15 protein-coding genes and 2 pseudogenes are annotated in these 19,979 nt (G+C 70.4%); 5 read left to right on the forward strand and 12 right to left on the reverse strand.

The features are described 5' to 3' along the window. The 6 genes from MXD58_RS01790 to MXD58_RS01815 all read right to left on the reverse strand — a co-directional run bounded on the left by MXD58_RS01790 (position 1) and on the right by MXD58_RS01815 (position 9,585). Positions 1-1,227: an ABC transporter substrate-binding protein gene (locus MXD58_RS01790; RefSeq protein WP_248839969.1), complete on the reverse strand. Its 1,227-nt coding sequence runs from the start codon at positions 1,225-1,227 to the stop codon at positions 1-3. A gap of 119 nt (positions 1,228-1,346) precedes the next feature. Further along, positions 1,347-3,827, reverse strand: coding sequence for a glycoside hydrolase family 2 TIM barrel-domain containing protein (locus MXD58_RS01795; protein ID WP_248839970.1), 2,481 nt, complete (start codon positions 3,825-3,827; stop codon positions 1,347-1,349). Between the two features lie 291 nt (positions 3,828-4,118). Next, positions 4,119-5,003: an alpha/beta hydrolase fold domain-containing protein gene (locus MXD58_RS01800; RefSeq protein WP_248839971.1), complete on the reverse strand. Its 885-nt coding sequence runs from the start codon at positions 5,001-5,003 to the stop codon at positions 4,119-4,121. A 90-nt stretch (positions 5,004-5,093) separates the two neighbouring features. Next, the gene (locus MXD58_RS01805) at positions 5,094-7,508 is read right to left on the reverse strand and encodes a glycoside hydrolase family 3 N-terminal domain-containing protein (RefSeq protein WP_248839972.1); all 2,415 of its coding nucleotides are present in this window, start codon (positions 7,506-7,508) and stop codon (positions 5,094-5,096) included. Between the two features lie 99 nt (positions 7,509-7,607). Then, complete coding sequence (locus tag MXD58_RS01810; protein WP_248839973.1) at positions 7,608-8,507, reverse strand: SDR family NAD(P)-dependent oxidoreductase; 900 nt, start codon at positions 8,505-8,507, stop codon at positions 7,608-7,610. Positions 8,508-8,610: 103 nt separating this feature from the next. Then, a complete protein-coding gene (locus MXD58_RS01815; protein ID WP_248839974.1) occupies positions 8,611-9,585 on the reverse strand; it encodes an alpha/beta hydrolase in 975 nt (324 codons plus the stop codon). A gap of 260 nt (positions 9,586-9,845) precedes the next feature. Between MXD58_RS01815 and MXD58_RS01820 the strand changes: the two genes are divergently transcribed. The 3 genes from MXD58_RS01820 (at position 9,846) to MXD58_RS01830 (ending at position 12,686) form a co-directional block, all read left to right on the forward strand. Continuing rightward, a complete protein-coding gene (locus MXD58_RS01820; RefSeq protein ID WP_248839975.1) occupies positions 9,846-10,880 on the forward strand; it encodes a TIGR03620 family F420-dependent LLM class oxidoreductase in 1,035 nt (344 codons plus the stop codon). A 7-nt stretch (positions 10,881-10,887) separates the two neighbouring features. After that, positions 10,888-11,787 carry an SDR family NAD(P)-dependent oxidoreductase gene (locus MXD58_RS01825; RefSeq protein ID WP_248839976.1) on the forward strand — a complete coding sequence of 300 codons (900 nt, stop codon included), beginning with the start codon at positions 10,888-10,890 and terminating at the stop codon, positions 11,785-11,787. A gap of 128 nt (positions 11,788-11,915) precedes the next feature. After that, on the forward strand, positions 11,916-12,686 hold the full coding sequence (locus MXD58_RS01830; RefSeq protein ID WP_248839977.1) for an EthD domain-containing protein: 771 nt from the start codon (positions 11,916-11,918) through the stop codon (positions 12,684-12,686). Here the strand turns inward: MXD58_RS01830 and MXD58_RS01835 are convergent. Beyond that, positions 12,662-13,189, reverse strand: coding sequence for a hypothetical protein (locus MXD58_RS01835; RefSeq protein ID WP_248839978.1), 528 nt, complete (start codon positions 13,187-13,189; stop codon positions 12,662-12,664). The two genes, MXD58_RS01830 and MXD58_RS01835, sit on opposite strands and share 25 nt — an antisense overlap. Before the next feature lie 422 nt (positions 13,190-13,611). Between MXD58_RS01835 and MXD58_RS30930 the strand changes: the two genes are divergently transcribed. Further along, complete coding sequence (locus MXD58_RS30930) at positions 13,612-13,908, forward strand: substrate-binding domain-containing protein (protein WP_248839991.1); 297 nt, start codon at positions 13,612-13,614, stop codon at positions 13,906-13,908. 25 nt (positions 13,909-13,933) lie between these two features. On the opposite strand, the gene xylB is transcribed toward MXD58_RS30930, so the two are convergent. Beyond that, positions 13,934-15,379, reverse strand: coding sequence for a xylulokinase (xylB, locus tag MXD58_RS01845; protein ID WP_248839979.1), 1,446 nt, complete (start codon positions 15,377-15,379; stop codon positions 13,934-13,936). A 12-nt stretch (positions 15,380-15,391) separates the two neighbouring features. Further along, entirely contained in the window at positions 15,392-16,570 is a 1,179-nt protein-coding gene (gene xylA, locus MXD58_RS01850) for a xylose isomerase (protein WP_248839980.1), read from the reverse strand. Between the two features lie 75 nt (positions 16,571-16,645). On the opposite strand from xylA, the gene MXD58_RS01855 reads away from it, so the two are divergent. Then, positions 16,646-17,911 carry an ROK family protein gene (locus MXD58_RS01855; protein WP_248839981.1) on the forward strand — a complete coding sequence of 422 codons (1,266 nt, stop codon included), beginning with the start codon at positions 16,646-16,648 and terminating at the stop codon, positions 17,909-17,911. Between the two features lie 73 nt (positions 17,912-17,984). Here MXD58_RS01855 and MXD58_RS01860 read toward each other — a convergent pair. From MXD58_RS01860 to MXD58_RS01870, 3 genes and pseudogenes are all read right to left on the reverse strand, one after another. Further along, a pseudogene (locus MXD58_RS01860) lies at positions 17,985-18,179 on the reverse strand (amidohydrolase family protein); the annotation flags it as partial. A 257-nt stretch (positions 18,180-18,436) separates the two neighbouring features. Next, positions 18,437-18,772: pseudogene (locus MXD58_RS30935) on the reverse strand (AMP-binding protein); the annotation flags it as partial. 111 nt (positions 18,773-18,883) lie between these two features. Continuing rightward, entirely contained in the window at positions 18,884-19,864 is a 981-nt protein-coding gene (locus MXD58_RS01870; protein ID WP_248839983.1) for a phosphotransferase family protein, read from the reverse strand. Positions 19,865-19,979: the final 115 nt, after the last annotated feature.

Raw genomic sequence — 19,979 nt, forward strand, 5'->3', positions numbered from 1 at the left:
TCAGCTGGCGGGGAGCAGCTTCTCGAGCGGAGCCAACTTCTGCTGGTCGACGCAGGCCGGCTTGCCGCCATTCGCGGTGGCGAAGGCGCCGCCCTTGACCGTTATCGTGAAGTAGCAGTTCGACGAGGCCAGGTTCTGCTCCGCCCCCTGCGGGAAGCTCAGCGGCGGGAGAAGCCCGTCGGCGGTGTAGCCGTGGAGCCCGTGCAGCGCGGCGATCACCTGGGCGGGTGTGGGGTTGTCACCGAGGTGCGCGGCCTGCGCGGCCCCCTTGAACACCTCCCCGAGCGACCAGGCGGCGGAGGCGGCCGCACCGGACGCGGCGCCCGGCGCGTACTTCGCCATGCCGTCGAGGTACGTCTTGATCCCCGGGATCGAGCTGTCGTACCACGGCGCGAAACCACTCACCGCGATCATGCCCTCCGTGTTCTTGTCCTTGAGCCAGTCGGCGGCCGGCTGGATCGACTGGGCCAGAACGGCGACGCGGGCCTTCAGGCCCTGCGCGACGCAGGAGTCGAATACCCGCAGAACGACGTCGGAGGCCGCGCCGATGAGCACTGACTGCACTCCGGCATTCTTCATCTGCAGGCACGGCGCGGTGTAGTCGGCGGCGGAAGAGGAGATCTTGACCGCGGTCGTGGTCTGCCCGGCACTGGTTGCCGCCAGCTGGATGATCGGCAGGGACTGGGCACAGCCCGCGGACTCCGCGCAGTAGGCGAAGCCAAAGTTCTTCGTGCCGACCCGGCTCGTCTCCCGGGTGACGGAGAAGACGCCGGCGAACGGGTTCATGCCGACGCCAAAGAATGCGGGGTTCCGGTAGTCAGAGTTCGCGATGAAACCGATCGCCGGGACGTTCTTGGCCTTCAGATAGGCAGCGAACGTATAGGCGGGTGGGAGCCCGATCAGCGCGATGACATGATCCTTCTCGACCAGCTCACGCACGTTCCGCTGTCCGGTCGCAGGGTTTCCTGCGTCATCCTTGAGAATAAGGTCGATCTTGTGCCCGTTGATACCACCGCTCGCATTGACCGATTTCGCCCAGGCCTTGACCGCATCGCAGTACGGGCCTGCGGATGAGGCGAGCGGGCCGCTACATGTCAGCGGGGACCCCAGCTTCCAGGTGCCGCTCGCACTCGCACCGTCGGAACCACCCGAGCTCGACGAGCAACCGGCCGCCGCGGTGGCGATCACCATCGCCGCCACGGCGGCGGCTAACTTGTAAAGACGCATCTTTCTTTGTCCTCTCGATAATCACTCCCTGTCCGCCGACTGTGCGACGACGAAAGCACGGAGTCTGTGATGTCCGGACGGAATTCCCCCGACGAGGTTGTCGAAGCGGGCTGCGGCGGTCACGGGCTCGTGGAATCGGATGTCTCCGCCGCGGAAACGGCTGTCGCCGGTAGGACGACGGATTCGGGCTCGCACCCGTCAGCGGTCACCGTGACCGTGACGTCGCCGGGTTCGAGTCCAGCCCGGACGACGGCGAGCGCTCGTCCCCAGTAAGTCGAGTGCCGACGGTCCGAGAAACCCTCCTCGGTGACGGGCTGAGCGCTCCCGAACCCGAGGAGCGTGCCGGCGCCGGCCACGTCGACCGTGACGACACGGTCGACGAGGGGGCGCACCGTTCCCGCGGCGTCCGTGAGCGCGATGTGGAGATAGGCGAGGTCGGCCCCATCGGCCCGCAACTCGTCGCGTTCGGGCCGCACCCGGAGCCGCAGACCAGTGCCGGCGCTGGTGAGGGTGTCACGCCCGAGTTCCTTCCCGTCCGCGTCATAGGCGACGGCCGTGAGGTCACCGGGCCGGTAGGGCACGCGGAACGTGGCCAGGTAGCCCTTGTCCGGCCCCGCTGGCCCAGCGCCGATCTGATCCCCGTTGAGCAGGAGCTCCACCCGGTGGGCGTCGGCGTACACCTCGACCACCGCGGTCCGCCCCTCACAGCCCTCCCAGCTCCAGCTGTGGATGGAGTTGGTGCTTCGCCAGGCGTTGGAGTACTGCTTCTCGCCGGCATGGTTCACCGGCTGCACGGCGAGGTGGGGAGCCGTGCGAAGGTGCCAGAGGATCTCGTTGAGATACGACTGGGTCTGGCGGTGCCCCGTGATGTCGATCACCGGTTCGCCCGCCAGCAGGCTCGGCCAAGGACCAATCAGGGACGGCCGACGGCCGTACGGGAGGACCGCGATCGCCGCTTCTCCGATGTAGTCCCAGCCGGTCCAGGTGAAGTCGCCGATGACGTGCGGACAGGTCTCGATCTCTCGCCAGACCGCGACCGTGTCCGTCGGGCCGGTCTCACTACCGACGATCACCCGCTCAGGATGGATCGTCGCGTCCTTTCGGTAGCGGCCGATCATGTAGTTGTAACCGGCGACGTCGAGAGCGGCGAAGGCGTCACGAGTCCGCCTGTCGACCGCCGGCAGACGGACGATGTGTCGCAGCGCCGGGTGGAGGATCCCCATGAGCAGGTTGAGAACGGCGATGACGTTGTTGTTCGGCGTCACGTCCCCCGTCTGCTCATCGGAGTTCTTCGCGGGCCGCTCCTGACTCTTCTTCCGGAAGATGAGGTTGAGGAAGCCGTTGATGCAGTTGGTGACGAGGCGCGTCGGGTCCAGCTCACGGGCGCGCTCGGCCATCGCGCGGTTCTGCTGGATGCCTCGTGCTGTCGCGGTCTCGGGGATCTCGTTGCCCATGGAGTAGAGCACTACCGACGGGTGGTTGAAATCCTTCGCGATCATCGATGCGAGGTCGCGTTCCCACCACTGCTCGAACTCCGCCGAGTAGTCGGCGCCGCTCTTCGGCCGCCACCACACGTCGGTGAGCTCGTCCATGACGAGCACGCCCTGCCGGTCGCAGGCGCGCAGGGTCGCCCGCGAGATCGGGTTGTGCGCACTGCGGATGGCGTTGAAACCGCTGTCCTTGAGGATGCGGACACGGCGCTCCTCGGCCGCGTCCAGGGTGTGCGCACCGATCACGCCGTTGTCGTGGTGAATCGCCGCCCCACGCAGCTTCACGGTCGCACCGTTGATACGCAGGCCGTGCCGGGCGTCGACCGTCAGGGTGCGAATGCCGAAGTCGGCGGTGGCCCGGTCGACGACCCTGTCGCCGTCGGTCAGAACGACCGACGCGGTGTAGAGCTGCGGGCTCGCGGGAGACCAGAGTGCCGGCGCCGGCACCGCGATACGCTGACGCACCGTCATCGTCGCGCCGGGTTCGACGGAAAACCGCTCCTCGATCGGCCCGATGTCGGCGCTCGGGCCCCGCAGGATGGTGGTGGCTCTCGCCGACCGGTCGTCGGGCCAGTCATTGCGGATCTCGATCACGACTTCGACGGTCGCCCCGGCACTGTCGACCGCCTTCGTGCTGACCCGCAGGCCGTCAGGGGTCACCCGCAGGCGTTCGCCGACGAGGAGATGCACGGGCCGGTAGATGCCGCTGCCCGAGTACCAGCGGCTGTTCGGCACGAGGTCGTTGTGCGCGACGACCTCGACGAGGTTGTCGGTGCCGTACTCGAGGAACTCATCCAGCGCGACCAGAAATACCGCATAACCGGACGGGCGCCCGCCGACGCGATGGCCGTTGAGGAAGACCTCCGAGCGCGCGTACACGCCCTCGAACTCCAGGCTGACGCTGCGCTCACGCCACTGCTCGGCGGCCCGGAACGTCTTCGAATAGCGGTAGACGCCGCCGGGGAAGTACCCGGTGTTGTGCCCGTTGCGAGTCGTCGGGTCCCGTGTCTCGAAGAGCATGGCGTCGTACGGGACAGTCACCGGGCCGACAGAGGCGGCCTGGTGCTCGCCACGAACGTGCCAGCCCTGGTTGAACGATTGGCGGATCACGGGGCACTCCCTACTGGACGGCCGGCGCTCGGCGCGGGTGGCCCGGCTGGCGGCCAGAGCTGCCACGTCGCTGTGATCAGGAGGCGAATCGAACGCTTCCGATCGCGGCACCGAGGCCCGTGAGCCGCGCCTTCCGTCAACGAGACCGCGCTCGATCGGCGCGCCGGAGGGCGGCGCCAAACCCACTCGGCGGCGCGTTGCCGGCGACTATTATCTCCCTGGCGGGAGAAATTACTAGAAGGCGCGCCACGGCTCAAGTCGGCCTCGCAGCCCGTATGACTCCGTGGTGCCTCACGCACGGTGTGCGCCCAGCCAGGTGGTGAAGCTCGCCATGGTGTGCCTGAACGGCGCCGAGGCGGGAGCGTTGAGGTGACCGTGGCGAACCCCCAGCTCCATCTGGAGATCCACCTCGGCGCCCCGCAGGCGCAGATCGTCCGCGAATGCCTCACCTGACCGGCGGAGCGTGTCGTGCTCCCCGGTGACGATGAGCGTGGGCGGGAAGTCACCGAGATCCTCCGGGCGCGGGAACGCCTCGGCGAGGCGGTCCGCGTTCACCGCTCCCACGAAATTCGCGGACATCATCCGGACCGAGCGCCGCGCTACGCGGCTCAGGAGCCGTCCACGCAGGCTCTGGCCGGCGCCGGGCAGCGGGGCCGGCAGCACGGGATGCAGCAGCGGGTAGGCCAACAGCAGCCCGGCCGGCGCCGCGAGCCCCGCCCCCGCGGCACGCAGCGTGCTCATGACGGCGAGGTTGGCGCCGGCGCTCGCCCCGCCCACGAAGATCTGGTCGGCCGCCAGACCGAGTGGTTCCGCTTCGTCGACGAGCCGGTGCCAGGCGGCGAGACAGTCGAGCACGGGAAGTGGGAAACGCACGGCCGCCCCGCCGCGCCAGCGCCGCACGCGGCTCAGTGGTGGCACGCGCCGGTAGTCGACGTTGAGCACAGCCACGCCCCCGCGCGCGAGCGCCCGCGAGACGGCGTCGCCTTCCGGCATGTTCATGGACCCGCCGGAGAAACCGCCGCCGTGCATCCACAGCAGTGCCGCGACGGCCGGCGTTCCCGCATTTCTGTAGAGCTTCGTGTCGATCAGCGCACCATCGACGGGTACCGCGATCTCGAGGATCTCCACCGCGTCGTCGATGGCCGCGCCACCACCGCGGTCGAGCCCCTCTGTCATGTGCGGCTCCAGTCTCCGTAGCTGGTTGTTCGCGGCGAATCGGTCCGCGAAGGCACGCGCGGAAAGGTCTGGGAGGGACTCGGCGGAGGTCTACGAGACCAGGTTCGCGCCGAGCGGCGCGAGTTCGACGGTGGGCAGAAAGGTGCGCTTCGCCGGCTGCAGCACACGCCGATTCCCGACAACCCGCGACGAGGCTTCCAGCCGTCGGTCGTCGGAGGACGTTCCGGCGAACAGGTCGACCTTGGCGGCCTCGACGGCGACCCGGCGGTCGACTCCACTGAACGCGAACTGGTCCGCCGAGACCTGGAAGGTCACCCGAATGGCCTGGCCTGGGTCGAGGTCGACCCGGGCGAATCCGGTCAGCTGCTGCGCGGGTCTCGTCACCACTGCCGCGTTGACGCGGGCGTAGAGCTGGACCACCTCGGAACCGGCCCGGTCGCCGACATTGGTCACGGTCAGCGCCGCCGTGAGAATCCCATCGGTGGCGATCTCCGCGGTCACGTCGAAGTCGGACAGATCGAAGCTGGTGTAGCTGCGGCCGAAGCCGAAGGGGTACTGCGGCGTGGCCGACAGGTCGCGATAGTGCAGACCACGGATGACGGCATCTCGTCGGTATCCGCTGTCCGCACGCTGGTAGTGGTAGATCGGGAACTGCCCACCATGGCGGGGAATGGTGTAAGGCAGCTTGCCGCCGGGATTCACCTCGCCGAACAGCGCCCGCGCCAGCGCCCGCGTTCCGGCCTGCCCGGCGAAGGATGCCACGACCAGAGCGGAGGCCTCGAGCACGGCGGAGGGCAGCGGATAGGGGCGGCCCTGGATCAGGACGGCCACATAGGGCGTGCCGGTCGCCGCCACGGCGTCGGCCAGCTCACGCTGCACGGCCGGAAGTGCGACGTCGGCCGTGTCGGTGCCCTCCCCCTCGGTGCCACCGCCGATCGCGGCGCTGTGGCCGCCCAGCGCCAGGATGACGACATCGGCCTCCCGGGCCGCGGCGACCGCCCGCGCGATCGCCTCGCCGTCGAGATGGTCCGTCAGCCCGCACGCAGGTTCGACGACGACCCGCGCCGCCCGGTCGGTGATCTCCTCAGCCAGCGAGCGAGTCCCGTACCTGTACCGGACGTAGCCCTCGGAGTCCAGGTCGCGGGTGTCCACGCCCTCGGGATCGGCGCGGAAGAAGTCCATGCCTTCCAGGTTCCCCAGGCCGCCCGACTCCATGAACCGGTACATGTCCCGGCCGACCGGGTAGGTGTAGGTCGCGAACTGCTGGCGGGCCTCGTGCCCGAGCGGTCCGACGACCGCGATCCTCAACCCCGGCCGCAGCGGCAGGACGCCGTCGTTCTCCAGCAGGACCACGCTGCGCTCGGCGAGCTCGTCGGCCAGGTCGGCACCCTCGGCCGTCACCGGGGTGATCTCCACCGGACCCTCGGGCGCGTATGGCTGCTCGAAGAGGCCCAGCTCGAACTTGACCGTCAGCAGGCGTAGTACGGCGGTGTCCAGTTCGGCGACCGGAACACGACCGGCCTCGACCTCCGCCGCGAGCGTCTCGCCATAGGCGAAGATGAACGGCGCCTCCAGGTCCAGGCCGGCGTGTAGCGCGTAGCGCGCGATCTCGGCCTTGTCCGTCGCGACGAGCTGGCGGTCCAGCGCGTGCTGCATCGCCATGTAGTCGGCGATGACGAAGCCGTCGAAGCCCATCTCGTCGCGCAGCAGGCCGTGCAACAGCTCCCGGGACACGCCGGCGGGCACGCCGTCCACGTCGCCGTAGGAGGTCATCACCGACCGCAGCCCGGCGGCGTTGATCGCGGCCTCGACCGGGAAGGCGACCACGTCACGGGTGAAGCGGCTGCCCGCCTCGAAGGAGGAGGCGTTGAGTCCGCCCTGCCCCAGCCCGAAGCCGAGGAAGTGCTTGGCGGTGGCCACGACGCCGTTCGACAGGTCGTCACCCTGCAGTCCCCGGACGAACGCGACCCCGAACGTGGCGGCCAGCAGGGGGTCCTCGCCATAGGTCTCGTGCACCCGCCCCCACCGCGGGTCGAACGCGATGTCGAGCACCGGCGACAGCGCGTGCCGCAGGCCAAGCCTGATCATCTGCTTGCGGATGATGTCGGTCATCTCGCGGACGAGGTCGGGGCTCCACGTCGCCGCCAGCGCGATCGCCGTCGGGAAGATGGGATGGCGCGGCGTCACGACGCCGCTGAGCGCCTCCACCTGGAACAGGGCCGGGATGCCCAGGCGGGTGCGCTCGACCAGGAAACGCTGGACCTCGTTGACCCCCGTCGCGACACGCGTGGGGTCCTCGGTATGCAGGGCCACCATGGCTCCGATGCCGGTGGTCAGCATCTTCGTCGCCGCGTCCTCGATCAGACGTCCCTCGCGCAACAGCAGCATCGGCATGAGGCACGTCAACTGCCGCGACTTCTCCGCGACCGTCATCTGCTCCAGCAGTAACTGGGCTCGCCGCGCGGGGGTTCTGCTCACATTCAGGTGCTCGGCGGTGCCGGTCACGGCATCCTCCTTAAGATCACGGCAGCCCTCGGCGATTCCGCGGGCCGGAAGGCACAGCGTTGGCGCCTTGTGTCCAGCAGTCACCTGCGTGGACCAGGCTCAGCCGAGCAGCTCGGAGGGGACGAGCTGGTCCAGCTCCTCGAGCGCCCACGGCGGTGATGTACTCGGGTCGCCGCGGTAGATGGAGCGCACTTCCTCGTAGTCCGACCACACGCTCACCTTCCCGCCCTTCGCGTTGAACACGCGGCCGGTCACGTCCGCGGCGGCGTCGGTGCACAGCCACGCGACGATCGGCGACACGTGCGTCAAGGGGCCCGGGCCGGCCTTGGCCGCCTCGAACATCTCCTTGGTGATCCTGCCTTCCCGATATGCCTGCTCCATCTGCGGGACCACGACCTGCGACAGGCGGGTCGTCGCCCCGGGGGCGAGGCAGTTGGCGGTCACACCCCTACCCCGATGATCATTGGCGATTGCCTTGACCAGGGAGATCACTCCCCCCATCGCCGCCGCGAAGACCGGGTTGCTGACCGTGCCCCGCGCGCCCTCGGACGTGGCGGCGATGAATCGTCCCCAGCCACGCTCGGCCATTCCCGGGACGGTCGCCCGCGCGAGCCAGAACTTCTGCGACAGGAACAGATCGATGAACCGGTGGTAGTCCTCGTCCGACGCGGACAGGTCGCCCGGCAGGATCGCCCCGGCGCAGCCGACGACGATATCGACCGGGCCGAACGCCTCCTCGGCGATGCGTACCAGGTTGGCGACCCCGTCCGAGCTCGCGACGGAGTCATAGCTCGGCTCCGCCCTACCGCCGGCGGCCCGGATCTCCTTGGTCGTCGCGTCCGCGGCGGATCTACTCTCGCCCACGGCGAACTCGCTGGTCCCGAGGTCGTTCACGACCACCGATGCGCCCTGCGCCGCGAGGGCGAGCGCGCACGACTTCCCCACGCCGTTTCCGGCGCCGGTCACCAGGGCCACTTTGCCTTTCAGCCGTTCAGCCATTCGACTCACCTCAATCTCAGGCGGCTACTCCGCCGCCCGCCTCAACTTTTCTGCCGGGAAGCTCTGATTTCCGGTCAGGAAACCCTGACCGTGCCGGGCACCGTCAGCCTGACCAGTGGGCGTCGACGAAGGCGCGGACCTCACGATCCAGGTCCGCGTCCTCGGGAGCCATGCCGAGGAAACCGCCATGACCGGCCGCTTCCAGGACATGCAGATCCGCGGCAATGCCAGCGGAACGCAGCGCACGGTGCATCCGCACCGTGTTCGACAGGAACATGTCCCGGGTGCCGGTGGTGAGCAGGGTGGGCGGGAAACCCTTCGTGAAGTCGCCGAACAGCGGCGAGAGAGCGGGATCCGCCAGATCACGGCCGGCAGCGTAAAGGAGATTCACCGCCATGAGGCTGCCCTGTATCACCGGGTCGAGGCCCAGGTTCGTCTGGAACGAGTCGCCGGATTCGGTGAGATCGACCTCCGGCGTGGTCAGCACCAGGGCGACCGGTAGCGGCAGCCCCGCGTCGCGCGCCCGCAGCAGCATTGCCACCGCCAGGTTGCCGCCGGCGGACCCGCCACCGACAACGATCTGTTCGGGGCGGTACTCCCTCAGCAGCGCCCGGTAGACGGCGAAGCAGTCGTCCAACGGCGCCGGGTACGGATGGTCGGGCGGCATCCGGTAGTCAACGGACCAGACCCGGGCTCCCACCTGGGCCGCGGTGCGCACCGCCATCGCGCGGCAGATCTCACCACCGCCGAGGATCAGCGCGCCACCGTGCAGATCCAGGTAGACGCGCCCGTCGGGCGCCTCGGGCGGCGTCACCCGGTAGACGCGTACGCCATCGACATCGACATCCTCGACGGTCACCGCGGCATCGACCGGCCAGGCGCCCAGCATCGCGGCGACCCCCGCGTCCTGGCTGGCGACCAGCGTCTTCCAGCCAGCCACATCGTCGAGTGGCGGGTAGACGAGCGGCTCCGGCCGCGGCGCCCCGATGATCGCCCGCGCCGCGGGACTGACCGAGGAGGGGACGGGAATGCCGCGGGCCGGCAGCTGCGTCAGGGGAACACTCTCGACGGCGGTCACCAGGCTGTCCGTGCCCGCTGGCGTAACGATCGCCACGGCGGCCTGCGGTGGGACACTGGGCGCGGCCCGCTGCGAGGCGCCACGCTGGCTCTGATCATCAACTCAACTCCGGATCCCCGGCAGCGCTCACGCTTGGCCGCCGTGCCGAGCACTATCCCAATCATGGGACATTCGTGCAAGATTGTCCGAATGCTAGCGTCTCGGGAGGGCCGGGACGCCCTGTCGGCAGGCCCGGGCATCCGGCGGAGAGGACTGCGGCGATGACGTCAGGAAGCGGCGATCATGGTGGCAGTTCCGGCGACGGCCATCGCGGGGCGGGGGCGGCACGAGGCGTTCTTCCGGGTGGCGTCGGGCTGTGGGGTGGGTTCCTCGACCGGCTGCCGGCAGCCGAGGCACTCGCCGCTGTCCGGGACCTCGAACAGGCCGGTATCACCACCGTCTGGCTGCCGGAGTACAGCGGCGTCGACCCGTTCGTCCGCGCCGCCCTCTATCTCCAGGCGACCGACCGGCTCATCGTCGCCCTCGGCGTCGCGACCATTCGTGCCCGCGATCCCGAGGCGATGGTCGCCGCCGCCTCGACCCTGAACGAGGCCTTTCCCGGCCGGTTCGCCCTCGGGCTCGGCACCAGCCACCAGCACCTCACCGAGCAGCGCGGCGCCAGCTACAGCCGCCCGCTGAGCGCCATCCGCGAGTACGTCGCCGCCATGGACGCCACCCTGGGCCGCCGAGTTCTGCCACCCCGGTTCCTCGGCGCACTCGGACCCCGGATGATCGAACTCGCCGCGGCCGCCACCGACGGTCTGCACACCTACTTCACCCCGATCGCCCACACCACCGCCGCCCGCGCCTGCATCGGCCCCGATCCCTGGATCGCGCCGTCACAGATGGTCGCGGTCGGCGCCACCGGCACCGGCTGGTCCGACAAGCTGCGCGAATACCTCGGCCTGTGCCTGGCGATGCCGAACTACCAGCGGAATCTACTCAGGTTCGGCTTCACCCACGCCGACCTCGCCACCACCAGCGACGCGCTCATCGACGCCCTCGTCGTGCCCGACGACGCCACCGCCCTGGGCACCCGCCTGACGGAACACCAGGCCGCCGGCGCGGACCACGTCGCCCTGCAACTCGTCCCACCGCCGTCGGCCGCGAAGGTCCTCGACCGCATCGCGGAAGGCCTGCACACGCCTTCCGCCACCAACCCGCGCGTCGACGCTGGACCCGGAACTCGGGGTGGCGCTGTGGCGGCGACTGTTTACGGCCTGAATGCGAAAAATCTAAACGAATCCGGAAGGTGAGTTCCTTATGAGTGAGCTGGCAGGTCACGTCGCAGTGGTGACGGGTGCCGGGCGTGGCATCGGTCGCGCAATCGCCCTGCGGTTCGCCGAGGCGGGTGCGGCGGTCGTCCCCGTAGCCCGTTCCGGCGGCGAGATCGAGGAGACCGCATCTCTCATCAGGTCAGCAGGCGGGCAGGCGGCGGCGCACGCCGCCGATGTGACCGACCTGGCCGCCGTACAGCTGGTTCTTGACTTCGCCAAGGCCACGTTCGGTACGCCGACCCTACTGGTCAACAATGCGGGCGGCGGGGTCCCCGGGACCAACGGCAAATTCGAGAAGATGGAGCCGGAGGCCATCCTGCAGGGCCTCAACCTGAACCTGGTCGCCGCGATGTTGGCGACCAGGTTGGCGTTACCAGGCATGCTCGAGGCCGGCCAGGGGCGGATCATCAACGTGGCCAGCGGTGCGGGCATGCTCGGCATGCCGTATCTCATGCCGTACGGCGTTTCGAAAACAGCGATCATCCGCTTCTCCGAGATGCTCGCGCTGGAACTGGACGGGCGTGGAGTCTCGGTGTTCTCGATCACACCAGGAAATGTGCTCAGCAAGCTGACCGATCCACTCTGGCCGAAGCGCGAGAAGCTCGCGCAAAACCCGCCCGAGAACTTCTCGTGGATCTTCCCGCCGGGCCACGAGCTGGAGGACAAGGGCTGGTACCCGCCGGAGCGGGCGGCCGAGCTGTGCTTCTTCCTCGCCTCGGGCAAGGCGGACGCGGTGTCCGGGCGCTTCTTCTCGGTCCACTACGACGAGCACCAGATCGCCGCCCAGGCCGAACGGGTCGAGCGCGAGGAGCTCTACGCGCTGCGCATTCCCACTCTGAACGGGCTGGAGCCCGCGATCCTCTACGGCGAGCGCGGGCGCAAGTAGCCTTCGCGGCCAGCCGCGACGTCGGCGCGGCTGGCCTGCGGAGGCAGTCATCGTGCACGGCGGATGCAACGCACTGACCGATCGTCGTCTCGCGCCGTCGGCCGGGGCCAGCCCAGGAAAGGTCCCTGATGGAGAAGGTCGTCTTCGTCGCCTACCAGCCCGGCGGTGCTCCCGCCCTGGGGCCCGCCGAGACCGTGAGCCTCAATCGTCGCCTGCTCCGCGATCTCGACGCCCACAAGTACCCCGGGATCGTTCTCCAGCTCGAGAATCACGAGGCTACGGAGCGGTGGCAGGGTCCGCGACGACCGCGGGCCCGCCGCCTCGCCGCGGTCCTCGCCGTGTGGACAGAGTCGGGCGAGGACGTCGGCGAGGTGACCCGCCTCGTCGGTGAGATCTGGCCTGACCACGCGGCGTGCGTCGTCACGGAGGCCGTCGTCCGGTGGTGGACCGGCCGGCGGACGAGCCCGACAGATCCCCGGAGCGGGTGCACAGTGACCGCGGTGTTGTACCGGTCGCCATCGTTGACGCACGACCAGTTCGAGCGCCACTGGATCGACACGCACCAACCGATGTCGCTGCGGATCCACCCGCAACACACCTACGTCCGCAACGTCGTCGCCCGCGGCCTGGCACCCGCGGCCCCGCAGTTCGACGCCATCTCGGAGGAGGGTTTCGCGTCAGTCGAGGATGTGCTCGAACCCGAACGTTTCTTCGGAGCCGACGTCAGCGACACGACCTGGCAGCAGAACGCCACCGCCATTGGCGACGACGTGCAGGTCTTTCTCGACAGCCAGCACACCGTCGCCGCGTTGATGCACGAGTACTGGCTGCGCGACCTGCGGCCCCCGGACTTGGCCGACCCGACGACGTCTGATCAGAACGAGCGAGAGCGCCCCTGAGGTTCGGCGGGTCGCCCACCGGGCGCTGTGACGACGACACACCGGTGGGCCCGCTGGCCGCGTCCGTCCACGTCAGCGCCAGGCCTCCCACGCGACCGGAGCGGCCCAGCGAACGACGGCTGGACCACGCCGGAACGCCACCGCTCGTCGATGATGGGAGCGAGCCGCTTCGTCACCGCGAGCGGGTCGTCGTCGACGTAGACCACAGTGGTGAACTGCGGCTCGGCCTCTGCCGCCCGGTCCACGTTCCACGAGTTCGTCGAGCCGTACATCCAGAGGCCCGCGACGCCAGCCACCGACAGCACCGCCGGATAGTGCTCAGCCAGTGCAGCCAGTGCAGCCAGTGCAGCCAGTGCAACCAACGGGCGTCCCCGGCTCGTCTCCCGAAGATCAAGATCCGCGCGGAGCTGACCCTGCACGCGCCACCTCTCCAGAAGCGGGCCGAGGTGGAGATGAAACGCATCAGCGACAGCCTCGGACCGCAACTCCAACGAGGTGACCAACCAGCGGCCCTCCCCCGAGAACATCACCTCGTTGAGTGGATCGCCCGCCACTCGCTACCCCACACGCCCGCCGGGCGGCCGTCGGCCCGTCGCAGCGGTCAGGCGGACCTCGCGGCGCTGATCACTTGGCAGAGGAAGGCCATGACCGCGCGGTGCGCCTCTTCGGACGCGCCGTCCCGGGAGAGGAGCCCGAGGTATTCGGAGAGCGTGGCACCCACGGCCGCCAAGCCGATCGCCAGCATCGGATCGTCTCGCGGCAGGCCGATCTGGGCCACGACGGCGGATCTCGCGACCTCGACGAGCCTGGTCAGCCGAGCGTTGCTGAGGGCCTGAAGCGTGGGGTTCGCCTCGAACATGGCGTTGGCCAACGCCGCGAGCCCAGGTTCCAGGGCGGCCGGCAGGTACCCGACGAGGTCAGCGTCATCGGGTTCGACGACGCGCCGGAGTCCGCATACCTCATCCCGCCGCTGACCACCGTCCGGCAGGATTTCGGCGCGCTCGGCCAGCAGGGCATAGCTCTGCTGCTCGACCAACTCGACCAACTCGACCAACTCGACCGGCTCGACCAGCCAGACCGGGCGACGGGGCCGCGCCAGGCGATGCTCCCGCCCGCGCTCGTGCCGCGCGCGAGCACGGCGCCACCGCCGCGCTACCGCGGACAGCAGGGAAGCGGCCGGCTGCCATCGCCTTCGACGGGGATCCCCTCGACGTCCGGGTAGACGGCCCTCGCTACCAAGGCGCCGGCTATGGCCGCGCGCCCGCCCAGTTCCGCGCCACGGCGCGGTATCTGCTGAGGATCTCGGGGAGCGGTTCGGCCGGGTAAGTGACGGTGTCAACCGCGGGCCAGGATGGGTTTCGGCCGTTGGTGGACAGGACGGTCGCGGCTTGCCGGGCGGCGCCGTCGGCGACGTACTCGCTGGGTGGGGGAACGTCGACGGTCGCGTCGAGCAGGGCCGCCGCGAGGTGGCGTACGGCCTGGGAGCGGGCTGCGCCGCCGATGAGGCAGACCCGTTCGATCGAGACGCCTTGGGTGCGGACCGCGTCGAGGCAGTCGGCCAGCAGGCACAGCAGTCCTTCGACCGCGGCCCGGGCGAGGTTCTCCCGGGTCATGGACGACAGGGTCATACCGTGCAGCGAGCCCGTCGCCGTGGGCAGGTTGGGGGTGCGTTCGCCTTCGAGGTAGGGGACGAAGACGAGGCCGTCGGCACCCGGTCGCGCGCTCAGGGCGAGGCGGCTGAACTCGTCCTGGTCGACGCCGAGGAGCGTTCTCGTCGCGTCGAGGACGCGGCTGGCATTGAGGGTGCAGGCCAGCGGGAGGTAGTGGCCGGTCGCGTCGGCGAAGCCGGCGACCGCGCCGGTCGCATCGTGGGTGGCGACCGCGGCGACGGCGGCGACGACACCGGACGTCCCGAGCGACACCAGGGCCTGCCCCGGGCTGAGGTCCAACCCGAGCGCGGCGCCGGCGTTGTCGCCGCAGCCGGGCGCGAGCAGGACGTGCGCCCAGCCAGCGGTGGGATCGCCGTGCCCGACCGCTTCGTCCGGGCCAGCGACGGCGGGAAGCACGAGGTCGTCGACGCTGTCGCGGCGCAGCGCGAGTGCGAGCAGGTCGCGGCGGTAGGTGCCCTCGACCGGGTCGAAGTAGCCGGTGCCGGAGGCCTCGGAGCGGTCGGTCCGCAGCGCCGCCGGCGATGTCGCGCCGGCCAGTCGCCAGGTCAGCCAGTCGTGCGGAAGGGCGACCGCGGCGACGCGGGCGGCGGCGGCCGGTTCGTGGTCGGCCAGCCACCGCAGTTTGGTGACGGTGAACGAGGCGAGTGGGACCGAACCGACCGCGTCGGCCCACCGGCGGGCACCGGTCTCCCGCTGCCCTGCCCCGAGCTCGGCGACGAGGTCGTCGGCGGCCCCGGCCGAGCGGGTGTCGTTCCACAGCAGCGCCGGGCGGATGACCTGGCCGGCACGGTCGAGGGCGATCAGGCCGTGCTGCTGCCCGGCCACCGAGACGGCTTCGACGTCGCCCAGGCCGCCGGCTTGTTCGAGGGCGGCGAGCAGCGCCGTCCACCACTTCTCGGGGTCGATCTCAGTTCCGCCGGGATGCGGCGCGTAACCCTGGCGGACGAGGGTGCCGGTCTCGACGTCGCGCACGACGACCTTGCACGACTGGGTGGACGAGTCGATGCCGGCGACGAGTGCCATGGCGAGGGCGGCTCAGCCCACGAGGTGTTCGATCGCGAGTTGCTGGAGCCGGACGAACCCGAAGTCCCGTTCGGCCGCCTTGACCGGGTCGAACCCGTCGTCGGCGGCGAGCAGGTCGGCCGCGGTCTCGCCGGGGCCGAGCGTCGGCTCGGCCAGCTCGAGGACCCCGGAGTAGGCCAGCGCCTCGCGGACCTCGGGGTCGGCGCGGAACGCGGCCGCCTTCTCGGCCAGCCGCAGATAGGTCGCCATGCATGCCTGGGCGGAGGCCCAGACACCGGTCATGCCCTCGGTGCGGGACGGCTTGTAGTCGAAGTGGCGCGGCCCGGTGTAGCGGGGCCCGTCGGGATAGCCAGGGAAGCCGTTTTCGAGCAGGTCGACGGTGAAGAACGCCGAGACGAGGTCGCCATGGCCGAAGACCAGGTCCTGGTCGTATTTGAGGCCGCGCTGGCCGTTGAGGTCGATATGGAACAGCTTCCCGCTCCACAGCGCCTGGCCCAGGGCGTGGGTGTAGTTGAGGTTGGCCATCTGCTCGTGCCCGGTCTCGGGGTTGACCCCGACGATGTCGCCGTGCTCAAGCTGCGCGATCAGCGCCAGCGCGTGCCCCACGGTCGGCAGGAGGATGTCGCCGCGCGGCTCGTTCGGCTTCGGTTCGAGGGCGATCCGCAGGTCGTAGCCCTGGGACCTGATGTAGCCGGCGACGGTGTCGATGCCCTCCCGGTAGCGCTCCAGCGCGGCGAAGACGTCCTTTGAGCCGTCGTACTCGCTGCCCTCGCGCCCACCCCACATGACGAAGGTGCTCGCGCCGAGCTGCGCGGCGAGGTCGACCGCGCGCAGCACCTTGCGCAGGCCGAACCGGCGTACCGCCCGGTCGTTCGACGTCAGGCCGCCGTCCTTGAACACCGGATGGGTGAAGGTGTTGGTGGTCACCATCTCGATGACGAGACCGGCGGCGTCGGTGGCCTCTTTCAGCCGGCGGCACCGCGCCGCGGCGGTGGCGGCGTCGGCGTCGAACCCGAAGATGTCGTTGTCGTGCAGGGTGATGCCCCACGCGCCGAGCTCGGCCAGCCGGGTGGCGTACTCCCACGGCTCGAGCGGGGTGCGGCTCGCCGTGCCGAACGGATCGACGCCGAGCCAGCCGACCGTCCACAGCCCGAACGAGAACCTGTCCCGCGGGGTGGGCTCTCGCGTCATCGCCTGCTCCGATCCTCGCGTCGAGCGTTTTGTATTTCCGTAAAACATAAAACAGGGAACCGGTAGCGTCAACGTGTGTCCACCCTGCCGCCGGGCATCTCCGCCCCGGCGTCCGCCCTGCTGGTTCGGCGCTCGACCGGCGCCCGCCAGGCGACTCTGCGGGAGAGCAATCTGGCGTTGGTCGCCCGGATCATCCAGGCCCACGCGGTGCCGCCGTCGCGGGCCGACGTCGCCACGGCGGCCTCGATGACCCGGGCCACCGTGTCCCGCCTGGTGGACGAGCTGGTCGCCGCCGGCATCGTCGAGGAGGCTGCGCGGCCCGCCCAGCCGCGTCGCGGACGTCCTGCCACGCCGCTCGTCCCCGGTTCGCGACTGGTGGCGTTGGGCCTTCAGGTCGACGTCGGATTCCTGGCCGCCCGGGTCGTGAACCTGCGCGGAGAGATCGTGACGGAGCACGTCACACCCGGCGACTTCGTTGCCAGCGACCCGGCCGCGACGCTGCGTCGGCTGGGCGCCGTAGGCACCAGCCTGATGTCAGCGCTGCCCGCTGGGCTGCGGATCATCGGCGCCGGGCTGGCCCTGCCCGGGATCGTCTCGGTCGAGGAGGGGTTGCTGCGGCGGGCGCCGAACCTCGGGTGGACCGACGTCCGTCCCGCGCGGCTGCTGGGCGAACGGTTCCTCGCCGGCCTGCCGTTGACGATCGGTAACGAGGCCGACCTGGCCGCTGGCACGGTCGCCGAGACGGCGCCGGGCCGACCGGGGCCGCTGACCGACTTCCTCTACCTGTCCGGCGGAATCGGCATCGGCGGAGCTGTCGTGCGGGCTGGCAGGGTCGCGGCCGGCCGCCACGGATGGGGCGGCGAGATCGGGCACGTCTGCGTTGACCCGGCCGGCCCGACCTGCCGCTGCGGCTCCACCGGCTGCCTCGAGCAGTACGCCGGCCGACACGCCCTGCTCGCCGCGGCCGGGCTGACGGACACCACCCCGTCCGGACAGGTACGCCACCACGCGGCGGCGGGTGACCCGGCGGCCCTGCGGGCCATCGCCACCGCATCCGGGGCGCTGGCCGTCGCCCTGGCCAGTGTGATCAACGTTGTCGACATCCCGACTGTGGTCCTCGGCGGTTACCTCGGGCAGGTCCTTCCCTGGTTGCGACCGGACCTGGAGGATCAGCTTCGGGCCCGCGTCCTGTCGGCGCGGTGGGCCCCGCCCCGGATCGTCGCCGCGGACACCGGCCCCGCCCCGGGCGCGACCGGCGCGGCGTTCGTGAAGCTGGCCGCTGTGATCAATGATCCGGCCCGTTGGATCGAACTCACCGGTCCCACCGGCCACGTCGGGTGACGCCCGGCGCGACGCCCATCGATGCTCGGCGACGGCGGCACTCCTCGCCCCCGATCCGGATCCGGGCTCACGCTCAGCGCGGGAAGGTCAGTTCCCGGGCGTTGTCGTACATGATGCGGTGCTGCTCGGCGGGGGTGAAGTCGGCGACGTTCGCGAGGAAGTCCCTCGGGGCGGGGAAGCCCTCGCCGTGGGGCCAGTCGGAGCCGAAGAGGATGCGTTCGACCGGCAGGTAGTGGCCGAGGTCGCGGACGTCCTCCTCGACGAAGGGGCCCCAGCGGCCCGACCGTCGTGCCCGCGCCCATCATCGGCGACACCGCGGCGGCGAGACCGGAGACGTGGAACATCGGGAACGGCACCAGCCGGTTCGGCGCGGCGGCGGGGGAAGCGCCGGCAAGTGCCCTCGACCGGGCGCCGAGGAAGAACTGCGTCTGCAGGTACCCGATGACGGCCCGGGACGTCGCGTTCCGCCACCAGGACCCGCACGCCCGGGTCGCCCTCGAGCCGGGCGTGGCGTTTCTCGTCCATGAGCACCAGCGTGGGCTCGGTCAGCTCGAGGGCGCCCCTCATCTCGGCGCCGCTCCACCAGCCGTTCATCGCGACGAGCACGGCGTTCATGCTGGTCACCGCCCAGAAGAGCTGGAGCCATTCGGGGCAGTTCGCGGCGCAGACCGCGACGCGGTCACCGGGCCTGATCCCGTAGCGGGCCGTAAGGGCAGCGGCGAGGGACGCGGCCTGGCGGGCCGGGTCGCGCCGGCCGAACCGCCGGCCGTCGCTGAACACGTAGCGGTCACCGTCACCGCTGGCCGCGCCCGAGACGAGGATCTCGCGCAGCGACCGCGGCCTGCTCGCGTACACGGGCATCCGTTCGCCGAGCACGTCCTGCTCGGCGACCTCGAACGGGCCCGCCCGCCCCGGTCAGCCGATCCGTGGCCGCGCGCAGGTCGGCCAACCGCGGGTCCAACTCCGTGCCGCTCATCCCGGCAGCGTCGCCAGTGCCAGGTCGGCGAGTTCACCGACGATCGCGTCGTCGCCGGGTGCCTGATCGGGGGTCGCGGCCCGGCGGACCCGGGCTCCTTCGGCGATCACCGCCAGCTTGTAGCAGGCGAACGCCTGGTAGTAGCCGATGGTGGACAGGTCCCGCCCGCTCGTGGCGGCGTACCGTTCGAGGAGTTCGTCCGTCGTGGGGAAACCGGGGCCCGCGCGGTGTGGCTGCGGGTGCTCCCGTGATCGCCACATCAGCTCACCGGCCCGGCCCCAGTAGACGGCGAGGGTGCCGACGTCGGTGAACGGGTCGCCGAGGGTCGACATCTCCCAGTCCAGCAGGGCCTGCATGCGGGTCGGCGGCGAGCGGAAGAACATCGTGTTGTTGAACGAGTAGTCGCCGTGCACGATCGCTGCCGGCCCCTCGGGCGGGAGCGCGGCGTCGAGGCGCCGGGCGATCTCGTCGATCTCCGGACGTTCCCACCGCTTCGACCGCTCCCACTGGGTCCGCCAGCGGCGCAGCTGACGTTGCATGAAGCCGACCGGCCGGCCGAACTCGCTGAGCCCGACCGCGGCGGGCTCGACAGCGTGCAGCCGGGCGAGGACATCCACGAGCTCGTGCGAGCAGTCAGCCGCCTGCGCCGGGGTGAGGTGGGCGACGTCGGAGGCGTCGTTGAACACGATGCCGTCGAGGCGTTCCATCAGGTAGAACGGCGAGCCGAGCACCGATTCGTCGGTGCAGGTACGGACCACCCGCGGCACCGGCACCGCCGACCCGTGCAACGCCAGCTGCGCGGTCCACTCCCGGCGCATGTCGTTCGCCGTGGCCAGCACGTGCGAGAGCGGCGGGCGGCGCAGGATCCAGTCGTCGTCACCGCTGCGGACCCGGAAAGTCAGGTTCGACGAACCGCCCGACACCTGCTCGATCACAAGATCGTCACGGTCGAGCCACTTCGCCAGTTCGTCACGCATTCGCGCTCGCCGCCCCAAGCAGGTCCGCGAAACGCGCCTCGGCCGCGGCGCGGCGCGTCGGAACATGGTCGGTCGGGTACCCGTCCACCGGGGTGTAGCCCTTGAGGACCTGCCG

The organism is Frankia sp. AgKG'84/4, from assembly GCF_023242965.2.
In the GTDB taxonomy this organism is placed as follows: Bacteria; Actinomycetota; Actinomycetes; order Frankiales; family Frankiaceae; genus Frankia.